We start from the raw sequence: 15,716 nt of genomic DNA on the forward strand, positions 1-15,716 counted from the left end.
CCAGCATGTCACGCTTTTTCATCGACAGGCCGGTTTTCGCATGGGTGATCGGCCTCATCATCATGCTCGTCGGCGCGGTGGCCATCTTCCGCATGCCGATCGCGCAGTATCCGTCGATCGCACCTCCACAGGTTGCCATCACCGTGACCTATCCGGGAGCTTCTGCGGAGACGGTCAACAATACGGTCGTCAGGCCGATCCTCCAGCAGATGTTCGGTCTGGATCATCTGGAATATATCGCGGCGCAGTCCTACGCGTCGGGCCAGATGGAGATCGACCTGACGTTCGAGCAGGGGACTGACCCCGACATCGCGCAGGTGCAGGTGCAGAACAAGCTGCAGCTTGCGCAGCCGAAGCTGCCGACCGAGGTGACGGCTCAGGGCCTGACCATCGCGAAGGCCGTGAAGAACTTCATGATGATCGTGGGGTTCATTTCGACCGACAACTCCATGACCGGTCAGGACATCTCGGATTATGTGGCGTCCAACGTGTCGGATACGCTCTCGCGTGTGTCCGGGGTGGGTGACCACACATTGTTCGGCTCTGAATATGCGATGCGTATCTGGCTCGATCCCCAGAAGCTCTACAGCTACAGCCTGACGGTCGGGGATGTGGAAGCTGCCATCCAGAACCAGAACATCCAGGTCTCGTCCGGCGAACTGGGTGGCCTGCCAGCCAAACCCGGTGCGCGGCTTGACGCCACGATCATCGGTCCGACGCGGCTTTCTTCCCCCGAGGAGTTCCGCAAAATCATCCTGAAGGTGCAGCCTGACGGCTCGCAGGTACGGATGGGCAATGTCGGGACGGTCGAACTCGGCGCGCAGAACTACGCCTTTACCTCCTTCTTCAATGGCAAACCGGCCGCAGGCATGGCGCTGAAGCTTACGCCGGGAGCGAACCAGCTTACGACGGAAACGGCAGTGCGCGCAGAAGTCGCGCGGCTGGAGAAGTTCTATCCGCCGGGCTTGAAGACCGTTTACCCGCTCGACACCGAGCCGTTTATCACGCTGTCCATCAAGGAAGTTGTCATCACGCTGCTCGAAGCCATCGGGCTCGTGTTCCTCGTGATGCTGATTTTCCTGCAGAATTTCCGCGCCACGCTGATCCCGACCATTGCCGTGCCGGTGGTCCTGCTCGGCACATTCGGGTTCCTGTCGGCGATGGGCTTCTCCATCAACACGCTGACCATGCTGGCCATGGTTCTGGCCGTCGGTCTGCTGGTGGACGACGCCATCGTCGTGGTCGAGAACGTCGAGCGCGTGATGCACGAGAAGAATCTTTCGCCGCGTGAGGCTGCTCGCGTGTCGATGGACGAAATCTCGGGTGCACTGATCGGTATCGTGCTCGTGCTGACTGCAGTGTTTCTGCCGATGGCGGCGTTCAGCGGATCGACGGGTGTGATTTACCGCCAGTTCTCCATCACCATCTGCGCGGCCATGTGGCTGTCGGTGCTGGTGGCGATGACCATGACACCAGCCTTGTGCGCCACGATGCTCAAGCCGGGTGAGCATGAAAAGACCAAGGGTCTGTCGGGCCTGTTCAATCGCTCCTTTGCGCGTTTGACCAAAGCCTATCTGCGCGGTGTTGAGCTTATCCTCGGCTACCGCTTTCTGTCTCTGATCGGTTTCGCAGCTATTACGGCCTGTGTCGTGTTTCTCTTCATGCGTCTGCCGGGTGGCTTCCTGCCGACCGAGGATCAGGGTCTGGTTTTCGGTCAGGTGACGATGCCGCCGGGAACGGCGCAGGAGCAGACGGCAAGGGTCACGCGGAAGGTCTCGGACTACATCCTCAAGACCGAAGCGGACAATGTTGAGTCCGTTTACATGATGAACGGCTTCAACTTCGCGGGGCAGGGACAGAGCGCAGGCGCGTTCTTCGTGAAGCTCAAGCCATGGGATGAGCGGCCCAAAGCCAGTCAGGGCGTGGATGCCATCGCTACCCGCGTCATGATGCATTTCTGGTCCGATCCGGAAGCTCAGATCTTCGCCATCAATCCTCCCGCCGTTCTGGAACTCGGCAACGCTTCGGGTTTCGATCTGGAACTGGAAGACCGCGGGCATGTCGGTCATGCTAAACTGCTGGCTGCCCGTAACATGGTGCTTGGCCGGGCTGCCAAGGACAAACGGCTGATGGCGGTTCGTCCAAACGGCATGGAGGACGCCCCGCAGTATCATCTCGATATCGACCGCGAGAAGGCGAGCGCGCTGGGCGTGTCCATCACGGACATCAATACGCTGATCGAGGGAGCGCTCGGTTCCATCTATGTGAACCAGTTCATGCGGGATGACCGTGTGAAGCAGGTCTATATTCAGGGCATGCCGTCCTCGCGCATGCAGCCTGTGGATCTCAACGCGTGGTATCTCCGCAACGTGACCGGCACGATGGTTCCGTTTAATGCCGTTGTCAGCGGGAACTGGATTGTCGGACCGCAGAAGGTCGAGGACTATAACGGTCTCAACGCCTTCGAGATTCTCGGGCAGCCGGCACCGGGTTACAGTTCGGGTGACGCCATGGTCGCCATTACGGCCATCCTGAACGATCTGCCGGAGGGTATCGGTTACGAGTGGACGGGTCTGTCCTTCGAGCAGATGGCCGCCGGCTCTTCGACCGGTTCGCTTTATGTGCTGGCCGCGACGGTCATCCTGCTCTGCCTTGCGGCGCTCTATGAAAGCTGGGCCATTCCGTTCGCGGTCATTCTGGTGATCCCGCTTGGCGTGTTGGGCGCGATTGCCGCGACGCTCTGGCGCGGAATGGATAACGATGTCTACTTCCAGGTGGGCCTGCTCACCACGGTCGGACTGGCGGTCAAGAACGCCATTCTGATCGTCGAATTCGCCAAGGCGAACTTCGAAGCCGGGCAATCGCTGGAAGAAGCCGTTCTCAATGCCGGACGCGAGCGTCTGCGACCGATCCTGATGACCTCCATCGCCTTCGTTCTGGGCGTCTTCCCGCTGGCTATTGCATCGGGTGCGGGTTCGTCGGCGCGTCAGGCGATCGGCACGGCGGTTGTCGGCGGTATGCTCACCGCAACCTTCCTCGCGATCTTCTTCGTGCCGCTGTTCTTCGTGCTTGTGCTGCGTCTTTTCCGTGTGCGTCGCATGTCGGAGCGCAACGAGGATGGTCAGCTTCCCCCCACAACAGCGCCGGAGGCCAGCTGATGAGCGTTCTTTCCCGCGTTCGCGGCGGTTTCTCCCGGTCCGGCAGCGTGGCTCTTGCCGCGCTTCTGCTGGCCGGATGCACGATGGAGCCGACCTATCAACGTCCGAAGCATTCGGTGTCAGACGGATATCCGGCTGATCCCATGCCCACCGTGAAGACGGCTCAGGCCCCGTTGCAAACACCGGCATCGGATATCGGCTGGGCGGATTTCTTCGTTGATCCCCGTCTGAAGGCGCTGATCGGCATCGCCATGCGGGAGAACAGGGATCTCCGGCAGGCAGCGGCCAATATCTCTCAGGCGGCCGGACAATATGACGTTCAGCACGCGTCCCTATTTCCCGCTATCGGAGCATCTGGTGCGGCCATATATATGGCGCCCTCGCAAACGGCAGGGTTCAGCTTCGCGCCGGGTGTTGGTGAGAACATCTCGACATTCCGCTACTACAGTGCCGGCATAGGATTCTCGTCCTATGAGATCGACCTATTCGGACGGATACGCAGTCTGTCCAAAGCGTCAGCAGAAACCGCACTGAAACAGGTGGAGACCGAGCGCGCCCTGCGGATCAGCATCGTCTCGCAGGTAGCGAATGCCTACCTGGCGTGGCTGGGCGACAAGGAAGTGCTCGATATTGCTGATAAAGCGGTGGGCAATCTGTCCGAAAATCTGCGTCTGATCCGCCTGCGCTACGATCACGGCGAGGAAAACCTGCTGACCGTCCGTCAGGCCGAGACGCAGTTCGATCAGGCACGTCAGCTTCGCGCCCAGCAGGTCAGGCTGGTCGCGCAGGACGAAAACAACCTGACTCTCCTGATCGGCGCTCCGATTCCGGCCGATCTGCCACCGCCACGCTCGCTGGGAGAGCAGACACTGATGGCAGACATTCCGGAAGGACTGCCATCGGATCTGCTGTTTCGTCGTCCTGACATCATCGCGGCCGAACACGATCTTCTCTCTGCCAACGCCAATATCGGCGCGGCGCGTGCGGCCTTCTTCCCAAAGTTCACGCTGACAGCGACGGACGGCGTCAGTAGCCTCATGTGGCACAGTCTGTTCACGGCACCGGCGACGACATGGGGACTGCAGCCAAATGTCAGCATCCCTATCTTCACATGGGGGCAGAACAAGGGAAATCTGGAAGCCTCGAAGGCGATGCGTGACGCCAAGGTCGCGGCGTATGAAAAGACGATCCAGACAGCCTTCAGGGAGGTGTCCGACACGCTGGTCGGCCGGTCGACCTATATCGAGGAAGGGCAGCGGATGGATGATTACGTCCGGGAAATGGCGGATGCCTATCGCCTTGCCCAGATGCGGTATTCCGTCGGCACCGATTCCTATCTCAACCAGCTTGTCACCCAGCGGAGCCTGCTTCAGGCGGAGCAGTCCCGGGTGGCGGTACAGGTGGCGCGTTACGAGAATATCGTGACACTTTACCGTGCGCTGGGTGGAGGCTGGAGCGAAAAGACCCTGCGCTCGCCGCGGGTGCCGGCCAAACTCTGAAATGATCCCCCCGGCCATGGCACAACGATTGCCATGCCCGGGGAGCCGGATTATAGAGTTGCCGAACGCGGGTGTAGTTCAATGGTAGAACGGCAGCTTCCCAAGCTGCATACGAGGGTTCGATTCCCTTCACCCGCTCCAGAATCCGTCTTCAGGCACGGATGTTCATAAAACTCCCGAAATTGTGAACGGTTCTTTCCCATTGTGGAATGGCTGCATGCCGTCTGCACGTGTTGCGTGCGCGGTTTCATTGAAGCAACATGCGCCCAAAGCAACAGGAGCTTTCGATGACCCGTTTTTACCTTCGCGTTCTTGGTGTCGCGTCCATTATTGCAGGCACTTCGTCTGTCGTTCTTCCGGCTCACGCGGCTGATCTTCCGGCTGTTTATGGACAGGCCCCAACTGCCGTCGCTTCATCTGCCGATGTCGCCTCTGTTTCGCCTGCCAATGTCGCAGGTCTTCTGAACTATTGTGTCGAGACGAACCTTGTCTCTCATGATGATGGGGATTCGCTGCAGGCTGCTGTCAACGCCAAGACAAACGCAGTCCCGAATGACCAGAACGGCAACATGGACTATGCGATCGGCACCACGGGCGAGTTCCTGATCAGTGGCAAGCGTTCCACGATCACCTCCCTCGACCAGCCTGCTCAGGGGAAGGTCTGCTCCAGCGTGCTGACGCGGGCGAAATCCCTGATCTGAAAACCGTCTGACAGGACGTTATCAGGAAGCCCTGCCGTTTCTTCGGCAGGGCTTTTTCGTTTGCAGGGTTCAGAGAGTCCGGTGTGGATCGCGCAAGCTCTCCGGTTCGTCTTCCGCCTCGATCAGGAGGAAGCGCGGATGTCCCTCCACCAGCTCCACCCACATCGACAGGGGACGGACCCACAGCGTTCCATGAGCTTCGCTGCGGTAAACGACTAGCCATTCTTCTGTTTCGCTGTGACGCGCGGTGTGAAGGACGGTATACAGACCGCCCTTGTAATGACGATACAGGCCGGGCTGAATCAGGATCGGTTGATTTTTCAAGACATATCGCTCCTTTCGTCAATCGCGGCTATGGTGCCGGAAAGGATGTGGTTTCGACATCCTCCTGTCATCGTTTGATGGAGTTTTTCTGCCTTGCGTCCATTTTTCCTGTCGGCACTGATAAAGCAGTCCCTGCTCGACTGGCTGCGTCCGGGAAGTGTCCATCAGAGAGCCGGACTTGCCGTTGCGGCGCTCGGCGTGGGCATGATCTCAGGCAGTTGCAGTGATGCAGCTTATGCCACCACGACCACCCAGCACCATCGGACGACATCTCACCGCCACGCCGGAACGGGAAAATCCTCCGCGTCCTCTGCTGCCAAACCGGTCATTCTTTCCCAGCAGCCGGGCACGGAACTGGATAAGGACGCCCGCACCCTCGCGGCAGATGACATCGCCACCTCACGGCGGCATCACGAGGAGCCGGTGGTCCTGATCGGTTCCGCTCCTCTGTCGACGAAAAAAGGTGATGTCGCACTCTTCATTGAGCTACAGTCAGCCGCCCTTTGCGGATCGGCCGGATGTTCTACGGACGTCTATCTGCGTCAGCATAAAGAGTGGATCAAGATTCTCGATTCAGTCAGTGGCGAAATCGCGATTCTGCCGACCAGCCATCATGGAATGTACGATCTCGTGGTTGACGGGAGTGATCGCTGGGTGTGGGACGGCTCATCCTATCAGGATACGATAGGCGCAGCCCCGATCGGCAACCTTCGTGGCGAGATCGAGCAGTTCCAGAAGCAGAAGGCAAGCAAGGCTTCCACGTCAGGTCACTGACGCTTCCGGCCGCTGTCTGTTCAGGCCATCGCGCGACGCATCGCATCAACGCGTCGTATTCCTGAACGGACAGTCACTCCGGCGCGCGGCTCCCATTCAAAGGCATGAAACGCGCCTGGAAAGACTTGCAGCTCGACTGGCACGCCTGCCTGCATGAGGCGTCTGGCGAAAGCGATGTCTTCCTCAAGGAAAAGGTCGATGGAACCGACCCCGATATAGGTCGGCGGCAGGTCGGCGAGAGAGCTGGCCCGGGCTGGGGCAGCGAAGGGTGAAACGCCCGCAGCACCGACTGCTGTAGCCCCCAGATACGACTCCCATCCGAAACGGTTCATCTCTGCTGTCCACAGGAAGGCTCCTGCGCCCGGAATGTCCGGGTGTGTCAGGACCGTCCTGTCGTCCAGCATGGGATATTGCAGGCTCTGGAACGCCAGTGCCGGGCCGCCGCGCTGGCGGGTGAGCAATGCCAGCGCGGCGGCCAGCCCTCCGCCAGCACTTTCCCCCACGACACCGATCCGCGAGGGGTCGATCATCAACATTTCGGCCTGCGCGACTGTCCACAGAAGGGTCGCGTAACAGTCTTCCAGGGGTGCGGGGAACGGATTCTCTGGTGCCAGACGATAGTCGGTCGAGACAATCACGCACCCCAGTTGGGTCGCCCAGTGCCGAAGGGTGGGGACGAAGGCGTCCGGTGTTCCCACGACGAAACCACCGCCATGAATATGTACCATCGCGGGGCGCGGTTTTGTCGCCGGAGCATTGGGGGCAATGACCAGTACACGGACGGCAGGGTCATCCGGCATGCCGGGGATGTAGTGTTCAGTCGTTGTGACGGGAAGATCATCCCTCATGCCCGGCGGTGGCATGTGCCGCACACGTGTTGCGGCGAGGGATGAGGCATCAAGTTCGGCGGGGCCGAACCGTTCGAGGAGGGAGCGAAGTTCCGGATCGACCAAATGACGGGAGTCTGTGTGCGACATGCTTTTTCTCCTCTTCGAACGGGGCAGGGGCGGGTCAGCCTTTCACGCGCTCGATATTGGCTCCGCAGGCGGCGAGTTTCTTTTCCACAGCCTCGTAGCCACGGTCCAGATGATAGACCCGGCTGAGGATCGTCTCGCCATGCGCGGCGAGACCGGCAAGGATCAGCGAGAACGAAGCACGCAGATCTGTCGCCATGACCGGTGCGCCAGACAGGGCGTGCACACCGCGGATGATGGCTGACGACCCATGCACATTGATCCGTGCGCCCATCCGGTTGAGTTCCGGCACATGCATGAAGCGATTTTCGAAGATCGTCTCGGTGATCATCGAAGCGCCCTCGGCCACCGCCAGCATCGCCATGAACTGGGCCTGCATGTCGGTCGGGAAACCCGGATAAGGCTCGGTCATGATGTCGATGCCACGGAGTGCGCCCGTCCGGCGCACCCGCATGCCGTCTTCCTCCTGACTGACCTCGACGCCGGTTTCCTCCAGCGCCCGGACAACCGCACCCAGATCATCGACCTGGCCGCCGACCAGCTTGAGATCGCCGCCGGTGATGCCTGCCGCACAGGCATAGGTGCCGCATTCGATACGATCCGGCATGATGCGATGTTCGGCACCATAGAGAGCATCCACGCCGTCGATCACGAGCGTGCCGCTTCCGGTGCCGGTGATGCGCGCACCCATCTTGTTCAGGCACGACACCAGATCGCCAATTTCAGGCTCACGGGCAGCATTGATGATCTCGGTGCGACCTTTGGCCAGCGTGGCGGCCATCAGCAGGTTTTCCGTCGCCCCGACCGAGGCGAAAGGCAGCACGATGCGATCGCCGATCAGTCCCTTGGGGGCCGTGGCGTTGATATAGCCGCCTTCGAGACGGATTTCCGCGCCGAGTGCTTCCAGCCCTTTCAGATGCATGTCCACCGGACGCGTGCCGATGGCGCAGCCACCGGGCAGCGACACGCGGGCCTTGCCGCATCGGGCGATCAGCGGGCCGAGCACGAGAATGGAAGCACGCATCTTCGACACGATGTCGTAGGGCGCTTCCGTGTTCGTGATCTCGCCGCCGATGGCATAGGACGTGCCATTGCCGTTCAGGTCCTCGACCCCGACGCCATGCTGAACCAGCAGATCGCGCATCGTGGCGATGTCGGCGATGCGGGGGACGTTGGTGAGGGTCAGGCGCTCAGCCGTAAGCAGGCCCGCGACCATCAGTTTCAGGCCGGCATTCTTCGCGCCACCGATGGTGATCTTGCCGTGGAGGGGCTTGCCGCCCCGGATGATGAACCGGTCCATGCTTCAGAGCCTCGGTGTCGCGACGCCGCGCTGGTGCATGTATTTCCCGGAACGATCGGCGTAGCTGATTTCACAGGGCGAAGCGCCCTGAAAGAACAGGAACTGGCAGATGCCTTCGTTCGCATAGATACGGGCGGGCAGGGGCGTCGTATTGCTGATTTCGATCGTCACCTGACCTTCCCATTCAGGTTCAAGCGGGGTGACGTTCACGATGATGCCGCAGCGTGCGTAGGTGGACTTGCCAAGGCAAACGACCAGTGTGTCGCGCGGAATACGGAAATATTCGATTGTGTGCGCCAGAACGAAGCTGTTCGGCGGTATGACGCAGACATCGGTCCTGCGTGAGACGAAGCTGTCTTCGCTGAAGGCTTTCGGATCGACGATGACGCCGTTTACATCCGTGAAAATCTTGAAATCGTCTGCGACGCGGGCATCATAACCGTATGAAGAAAGGCCGTAGGATATAACGCCATCCCGCTTCTGGTTTTCCACGAACGGTTCGATCATGCCGTGATTGAGCGCCCTGTCGCGTATCCAGGTGTCAGGCATGATCGGCATCAGGAAGTCTCCGGGCGGTTATGAGAGGGGAGCGGCGCGTCATGGCTCCCGGCTGAGTCGGGAGGAGAGGAAGGCGTCTCTGCCCCGGCCCGTGCACGCGCCTGCGCCTTACGCCGCCTGAGGTTGGCGCGCAAGGCCTCGGCTTCGGCGGCGAGACGCGCCAGACGTGCTGCTTCGGCGGCAGGTGTAAGGCGTGGGGTCTCAGTCATAACGCTTTGTTCCCCTGCCGCTTTGTCCTTTGGGGATGGGAGAGCAGCGCCCCTGTCTGCTGAGGGCTCGGGGGTATTCGCGATGTCGTCGCCTGCAGATGACATTCCTGATTTTCTGTCCGGCTCTCGTTGTCTGGAGACTGATTATTCGGGCGGAAACGTTTCCGCAAAGGAAATGTCTCGTCTCTTTATCGCACTCACGGGGTCCCTGCCAGTGATCTTGCGATCAAAGAAGCAGCCGATGGCAAAAGAATGGCTCCTTGTTTTTCTGGCCGCCGGCGAAACTCTTTTTCGGACAAGGCGTTTGGTTTTTACCAATCTATCAAGGGCTTGAAGACAATGGAAAAACCAAAAAACTTTCGTTCTTTTGCTATTCGGATGACAGGCGCGGGCGTTTTGATTCTCAGTCTTGCAGGCTGCAACACGGTTCATGGAGCGGGAAAAGATGTAAGCGCGGTGGGGCATAATGTATCGCGCGGAGCAGAGGCGACGCAGCAGAGCATTACCAATGCAACAGGAAGCTCAACCCATTGATGCCCTCGTCATTCCGGCTTCTCTGATGGCCGGGAATGGTGAGAGGGATCTGCCTGTTTTTTAAAGAGAATGCCCGGAGGATATCTTCCGGGCATTCGCTGTACTCTATATGTTGCCCTCTAAGGGTGGAGTGTCGTCATCGCTTCATCAGGGAGCCGCGAGAAGAGAATGGCGCGAAAAACGTCAGCAGGTGTGGGTCTGATTTGTCTGTGCGGCCTTCTCTTCGCAGAGCCTGCAGGAGCAGGGAGTACCGTGTCCGCGGGAAAACAGGATGTTTCCGCTGCGCAGGTCCCCAGTGGCGACGACAGGATTGATCTGCTCAATGCAGCGCAGCTCGGTGCGGCGTATAAAGGTCCGGTTTATTACAAGGGGCAGCCTGTCCCTGCCGCGCAGCCGGTTCGGCTGGAAAATACCCCCTCGGTCGCCCCGAAAGATGATGGGACGCATCGTCCCTCGCTGACTTCCCCGACACTACGGGCCGCACCCGCCAGCGCTTATCACGGATCGCTTTATTATCCGGCGAACAGCACGTCTTTGCCTGCACCAAGACCGAATTGACTGAGAATAAAAAGAATTTTTCGCAGTGATGGAGCGGAAAACGACCTATTTCACGTGTGGAGCTGTGAATTATCTACGAAAAATTATCAAATCTTGCCACAAGACTGCCTGAAATGGTTCTCAATGAGGACGGTCAGCCGGGAAACGAAGGGCTGACCGCGCAAAAACAGGTACGTACGCCTCAGGGTGGCGGGGAAAGGGGTGTTCGATGGAAGTGACGGGCCTTGCGGCAGTATTGCTGGCGATAGCACTGCTGCTGGTGGTCGTCAGTGCCGTTCAGCCAGTCGCACGCCGACTTGAGGTGTCGGAAACCGTCCTGCTGGCGCTCGTCGGCATCGTGATCGGTGGTGGCGCCGATCTCGTCATACGGAGCACCTATACCGACAAGATCCCCGGTATGGCTGGCACGGCGCTCAACGGAGTTGCCGAGACGTTCCTCGATTTTCCCGTCAGCAGCGAAGTGTTCCTGCTCGTCTTTCTTCCTGTGCTGGTTTTTCAGGGAGCACTTGCAATCGATGTCCGTCGTCTGGCGGATGAGGCGGCCACGGTGCTTCTGCTTGCCGTGGTCGCGGTCGTGGTATCGACGGCGACCATCGGGTTCGCGCTGTTCCCCTTTGCGCAGATGCCGCTGGTGGTGTGCCTGCTGCTTGGCTCGATCGTGGCGACCACCGATCCATCCGCCGTGGCGGGGATTTTCCGTGATATCGGCGCCGCGTCGCGCCTGACGCGACTGGTGGAAGGCGAGGCGCTGCTGAATGACGCCGCTGCCATCGCCATCTTCGCGGTGCTGCTGGATTCCGTAACGTCCCATCAGGCGATCCATGTGGGCAGCGCCACCATATCGTTCCTTGTCTCCTTCGCGGGCGCGATTGCGATCGGCATCATCGGTGCCCGGCTGATGCTGTACATGATCACGGTGCTCGGGAATGCGCCCGCGGCGGAAACGACGCTGACCGTGGCGTTGCCCTACATCGTCTATATTCTCTGCGATGAGGTGATCGGCGTCTCGGGTGTGGTTGCCACCGCCGCCGCCGGACTGACGATGTCGGTTTATGGCCCCTCGACCTTCCGTCCGCAGACCTGGCGCTTTCTCAACGAACTCTGGCAGCAGCTTGTGTTCTGGGCTGGCTCGCTGGTGTTCGTGCTCGCCTCCATGCTGATCCCCCGATTGCTGGTCGGAATGACCCGCTGGGATGTCGTCCTGATCGTGATTGCAAGCGTTGCGGGGCTGGTGGCCCGGGCCACGGTCGTGTTTGGCCTCCTGCCCGTTCTGGCATGGACGCGCCTCGCTCCGCCTGTACCATCGCCTTTCAAGGTGACGATGGTGTGGGGCGGTCTGCGCGGCGCGATCACACTGGCTCTGGCGCTCGCGGTGACCGAAAACCCGAATGTTTCCACGCCTGTAGCCCACTTTATAGGCATCATTGCGACGGGCTTCGTGCTCATCACCCTGCTGCTGAATGGCACAACCCTGCGGTCAGTCGTGCTGTTTCTCAAGCTCGATCAGCTTTCCCCCATGGATCAGGCGCTCAGGCATCAGGTCCTGAGCATCGCTCTGGAGAAAGTGGCGGAACGGGCTCGTGAAACAGGAGATGAACTCGGATTTTCCACCGATGCGACCCGCTCCGTTATCGATTCCCTCGAAGTTCGCAGTCATGAGGAGCGGTCGGCCAATACGTTCGACACCGACCTTGGTGACCGCCAGCGGGTGACGCTTGCTCTCATCACCATCGCCAATCAGGAGCGGTCCATCCTGCTGGATCTGTTCCGTATTCAGGGACTTTCCCGTCGCGTGATGGAGACGCTGCTGCGGACCGCCGATGCGATGGTCGACGGAGCCCGTCTGGAAGGGCGGTTCGGCTATGTGCGCGCACTCCGCAAGCGACTGCGGCCCCCTCTGAAGTTTCGGATGGGCCAGTTCCTTCACAGTCACCTGCATTATGACAAGCTCCTGATGGATGCGATGGCCGAGCGTTTCGAGATGCTGATGGTCGGGCATCTCGTCTCGCTTTCGCTGTCACGTTTTCTTCGGGAGAGCATGGAGCCGATGCTGGGGTCCCGCGTGAGCGAGATCGTGGCGGAAACGCTGGCGCGCCAGCGCAAGATGCTGGACGAGGCGCTGGCCGCTCTCCGGTTGCACTATCCTGGTTATGCCGAGGCTCTGGAAACGCGGATTTTCCGACAGATCGTCCTCCGTCTGGAGGGGCAGGAAGTGGATACGCTCCATGCGGAATCCCTGATCAGCGACGAGCTTTCCCGCGAACTGCATCGTGAGGTCGAGCGTCGCCGCATGCGTCTCGATCGGCGCATGACCTTCAATCTGCGCAATAATATCGAGGGACGACTGAAAAATGCCCCTGTGTTCAGGGGGCTGCCCGCTGCGGCGCTGCATGATCTGTCGATGAGCGCCTCGCTGCGTTTTCCCGCTATCGGAGAGACGCTGCTGAAGCGCGGCCATAAGGTCCACACCGTCTTCTTTGTCAGCGCGGGACGGGCCGAAATGCATGTCATCGAAAGGGACATCCATTTTGGAGCCGGTGATGTGATCGGTGGTCTTGAGGTGATTGAAAACCGGCCGATGCCAGGCACCGTTCGCACGGTTCAGTTCGGTCACATGCTCGCCATTCCGGCCAGTCGCTTCCATCGTTTGCTGGAAGAATATCCGGTGGTGGCCAGTAATCTGGAGGAACTGCTCAGAGGGCGCGCGGAAAGGGGCGCGAACACTCTTTCCATGGCGGCGACCGCTGGTGAGGTAAGCGACCCCCCGGCCCAACCCGCAACCGAATATGTGTCAGTCATGAAAGACTAGCAGGGGCAGGCGGCTTCTGTTGAAAGGATGTTCGCACCCGGCTAGACTGGTAAAATCATGGTCACGGCAGAAATGAACAAGGCGCAGGCTCACGCTCTGGCGCCGATCAATCTTGGCGGCGTTGTTCTCAACGCGCCCGTTATTCTTGCGCCCATGGCGGGCGTCACGGATGTGCCGTTCCGTAGGCTGGCGCGACGTTTCGGTGCCGGGCTTGTCGTGTCCGAGATGATTGCTTCCTGGGCGATGGTCCGGGAAAACGAGGCCACCCTTCGTATGGCGGAAGTCGCCGATGCGGAGGGCCCGAATTCCGTTCAGCTAGCAGGCTGCGATCCGGATGCGATGGGTGAGGCCGCGCGTATCGCCGTCGGGCGTGGCGCCAATATCATCGATATCAATTTCGGCTGTCCCGTGAAGAAAGTGGCGGTCGGCCAGATGGCAGGCTCCGCCCTCATGCGTGACGAACTGGCTGCCGGTCGACTGCTGGAAGCGACCGTGCGCGCCGTGGACGTGCCGGTCACACTGAAGATGCGCATGGGATGGGATCATGACCATCTCAACGCTCCGAACCTCGCAAGGATCGCGCAGGAGTGCGGCATCCGCATGGTCACCGTGCATGGGCGCACGCGTCAGCAGTTCTATAACGGCTCTGCCGACTGGGCGTTTATCCGTCAGGTCAAGGAGGCAGTGAAACTGCCGGTCATCGTGAACGGCGATATCGTCACGGTTGAAGATGCACGTGATGCGCTGGCGCTTTCCGGTGCGGATGGCGTGATGATCGGGCGTGGCGCTTACGGTCGTCCTTGGTTTCTGGGGCAGGTGGCGACAGCCCTGCTTACCGGCGAGACACCCGCAGACCCTGATCTGGAAACAGAGCGCTCTGTCATCCTCGAACATTATGACGGGATGCTGCGTCATTTCGGTGAGCGTCCGGGCCTTCGCCTCGCTCGCAAGCATGTCTCCTGGTACTCTGCGGGCCTGCCGGAATCAGCCGGATTCCGCGCTGCGGTCAATCGGATGGACACGGCGTCCGAGGTGATTGCCGCCATCAATGCGTTTTACGATCGTCAGATCGAGGCTGGCGCGACGCGTGCTCCCCGGGCCCGTGGAGCTGCCGGTTCCGCCAGCGAGGCAGGAGGTGAGGGCGACACGCGCCGCGCTGCATGAGTCGCCCCCCCAAAGCTTCTCCGTCAGGACCGCGCCGCGCGCTCAGTGGGGCGAAGGAACGGCTGCCGGATTCCACTTTGCTTCTCGAGACGCTGCCGACCCCTGTGCTGTTGATCGGCGCGCACGACGATATTCTGTTCGTGAACAGTGAAGCGGAAAGTTTTTTCGCCCGTTCGCGGACGTTGCTCACAAGGGAAACGCTTCAGGCCGTAGCGGCGGCGGACCACCCTGTCTTTCTGCTTCTCCAGCAGGTGAGGCAAACGGGTAATACCGTTACGGAACACGGCATTAACCTCAGCTCTCCCCGTTTCCATCATGATGGCGTGACGGTTCAGGGATCGGCGATCGCTGAATTTCCGGGGCAGGTTCTGCTTCTGATTCAGGATGGTTCTTCCACCAAGGTGCTGGACCGGCAGCTGGCTTTTCGATCGGCAGCCCGCAGTGTTTCCGGCATGGCGGCCATCCTTGCCCACGAGATCAAGAATCCGCTGTCCGGCATCAGGGGAGCGGCACAGCTGCTCGAAGGCTCCGTCAATGTGAATGATCGGGAACTTGCCGTTCTGATCCGTGATGAAGCTGACCGGATCCGGGCTCTTGTCGATCGTATGGAGATGTTCAGCGAAAAACCGGAGGGGCGTCGTCCGGTCAATATTCACCGCGTGCTGGAGCATGTACGCACACTGGCTGAAAACGGGGTCGCCAAAGGCATCCCCATCGTGGAACGATACGATCCGTCGCTTCCACCGGTATGGGGCAACCGCGATGAGCTGGTGCAGGTTCTGCTGAACCTCATCAAGAATGCTGCGGAGGCTATTCAGGGGACGGGGGAACCCGGCACCATCACGCTGATTACCGCTTATAAGCAGGGATTACGTCTCGCCGTGCCGGGCACGGAACGTCGACGTCATCTGCCCCTCGTGGTGACGGTCCGTGACAGCGGGCCGGGCTTTGCCGAGGCCATCCGTCCGCATCTGTTCGAACCTTTCCTGACGACCAAGACGGCGGGCTCCGGTCTTGGTCTCGCGCTTGCGGGCAAGATCATCAATGATCATGACGGTGTCATCGAGGTCGAGAGTCGTCCGGGGTGCACCGAGATCAGGCTGCATCTTCCGGTGGTTGTGGAAGAAGGGGGTGCCGTTCCCTGATCCCTGAAG

General features: G+C 60.2%; 14 protein-coding genes and 1 tRNA gene. 10 read left to right on the top strand and 5 right to left on the bottom strand.

What is annotated here, in order from left to right; translation table 11 throughout:
- Positions 1-5 precede the first annotated feature (5 nt).
- The 4 genes from GOB81_RS05835 to GOB81_RS05850 all read left to right on the top strand — a co-directional run bounded on the left by GOB81_RS05835 (position 6) and on the right by GOB81_RS05850 (position 5,358).
- Positions 6-3,158 (top strand): efflux RND transporter permease subunit, encoded by a 3,153-nt coding sequence (locus GOB81_RS05835; RefSeq protein WP_173569431.1) that lies wholly within the window; start codon positions 6-8, stop codon positions 3,156-3,158.
- Positions 3,158-4,657, top strand: a complete 1,500-nt coding sequence (locus GOB81_RS05840; RefSeq protein ID WP_173569432.1) for an efflux transporter outer membrane subunit — start codon at positions 3,158-3,160, stop codon at positions 4,655-4,657. The genes GOB81_RS05835 and GOB81_RS05840 overlap by 1 nt, the downstream gene beginning before the upstream one ends.
- 67 nt (positions 4,658-4,724) lie before the next feature.
- Positions 4,725-4,798, top strand: a tRNA-Gly gene (locus GOB81_RS05845).
- 146 nt (positions 4,799-4,944) lie between these two features.
- On the top strand, positions 4,945-5,358 hold the full coding sequence (locus GOB81_RS05850) for an alcohol dehydrogenase (RefSeq protein WP_173569433.1): 414 nt from the start codon (positions 4,945-4,947) through the stop codon (positions 5,356-5,358).
- A 69-nt stretch (positions 5,359-5,427) separates the two neighbouring features.
- Here GOB81_RS05850 and GOB81_RS05855 read toward each other — a convergent pair whose 3' ends face one another.
- Positions 5,428-5,682 (bottom strand): DUF1653 domain-containing protein, encoded by a 255-nt coding sequence (locus GOB81_RS05855; protein WP_173569434.1) that lies wholly within the window; start codon positions 5,680-5,682, stop codon positions 5,428-5,430.
- A 93-nt stretch (positions 5,683-5,775) separates the two neighbouring features.
- On the opposite strand from GOB81_RS05855, the gene GOB81_RS05860 reads away from it, so the two are divergent.
- Entirely contained in the window at positions 5,776-6,456 is a 681-nt protein-coding gene (locus tag GOB81_RS05860) for a hypothetical protein (protein ID WP_242010077.1), read from the top strand.
- A 20-nt stretch (positions 6,457-6,476) separates the two neighbouring features.
- On the opposite strand, the gene GOB81_RS05865 is transcribed toward GOB81_RS05860, so the two are convergent.
- The 4 genes from GOB81_RS05865 to GOB81_RS05880 are packed head-to-tail and all read right to left on the bottom strand — an operon-like array spanning position 6,477 to position 9,497.
- The gene (locus GOB81_RS05865; protein ID WP_173569435.1) at positions 6,477-7,433 is read right to left on the bottom strand and encodes an alpha/beta hydrolase; all 957 of its coding nucleotides are present in this window, start codon (positions 7,431-7,433) and stop codon (positions 6,477-6,479) included.
- 34 nt (positions 7,434-7,467) lie between these two features.
- Entirely contained in the window at positions 7,468-8,730 is a 1,263-nt protein-coding gene (gene murA / locus GOB81_RS05870; protein ID WP_173569436.1) for a UDP-N-acetylglucosamine 1-carboxyvinyltransferase, read from the bottom strand.
- A gap of 3 nt (positions 8,731-8,733) precedes the next feature.
- The gene (gene dcd / locus GOB81_RS05875) at positions 8,734-9,288 is read right to left on the bottom strand and encodes a dCTP deaminase (protein WP_173569437.1); all 555 of its coding nucleotides are present in this window, start codon (positions 9,286-9,288) and stop codon (positions 8,734-8,736) included.
- Positions 9,288-9,497: a hypothetical protein gene (locus GOB81_RS05880; protein WP_173569438.1), complete on the bottom strand. Its 210-nt coding sequence runs from the start codon at positions 9,495-9,497 to the stop codon at positions 9,288-9,290. The genes dcd and GOB81_RS05880 overlap by 1 nt, the downstream gene beginning before the upstream one ends.
- 252 nt (positions 9,498-9,749) lie before the next feature.
- Between GOB81_RS05880 and GOB81_RS17655 the strand changes: the two genes are divergently transcribed.
- The 5 genes from GOB81_RS17655 (at position 9,750) to GOB81_RS05905 (ending at position 15,707) form a co-directional block, all read left to right on the top strand.
- The gene (locus GOB81_RS17655; RefSeq protein WP_242010078.1) at positions 9,750-10,031 is read left to right on the top strand and encodes an entericidin A/B family lipoprotein; all 282 of its coding nucleotides are present in this window, start codon (positions 9,750-9,752) and stop codon (positions 10,029-10,031) included.
- Between the two features lie 252 nt (positions 10,032-10,283).
- Positions 10,284-10,589, top strand: coding sequence for a hypothetical protein (locus GOB81_RS05890; protein WP_173569439.1), 306 nt, complete (start codon positions 10,284-10,286; stop codon positions 10,587-10,589).
- A 208-nt stretch (positions 10,590-10,797) separates the two neighbouring features.
- Positions 10,798-13,398: a cation:proton antiporter gene (locus GOB81_RS05895; protein WP_173569440.1), complete on the top strand. Its 2,601-nt coding sequence runs from the start codon at positions 10,798-10,800 to the stop codon at positions 13,396-13,398.
- Positions 13,399-13,455: 57 nt separating this feature from the next.
- Entirely contained in the window at positions 13,456-14,562 is a 1,107-nt protein-coding gene (dusB, locus tag GOB81_RS05900) for a tRNA dihydrouridine synthase DusB (RefSeq protein ID WP_242010079.1), read from the top strand.
- Entirely contained in the window at positions 14,559-15,707 is a 1,149-nt protein-coding gene (locus GOB81_RS05905; RefSeq protein ID WP_173569441.1) for a two-component system sensor histidine kinase NtrB, read from the top strand. Before dusB ends, GOB81_RS05905 begins: the two co-directional genes overlap by 4 nt.
- The last annotated feature ends 9 nt before the right edge of the window (positions 15,708-15,716 follow it).

The sequence above is a fragment of the Acetobacter conturbans genome (assembly GCF_011516755.1).
Taxonomy (GTDB): domain Bacteria; phylum Pseudomonadota; class Alphaproteobacteria; order Acetobacterales; family Acetobacteraceae; genus Acetobacter; species Acetobacter conturbans.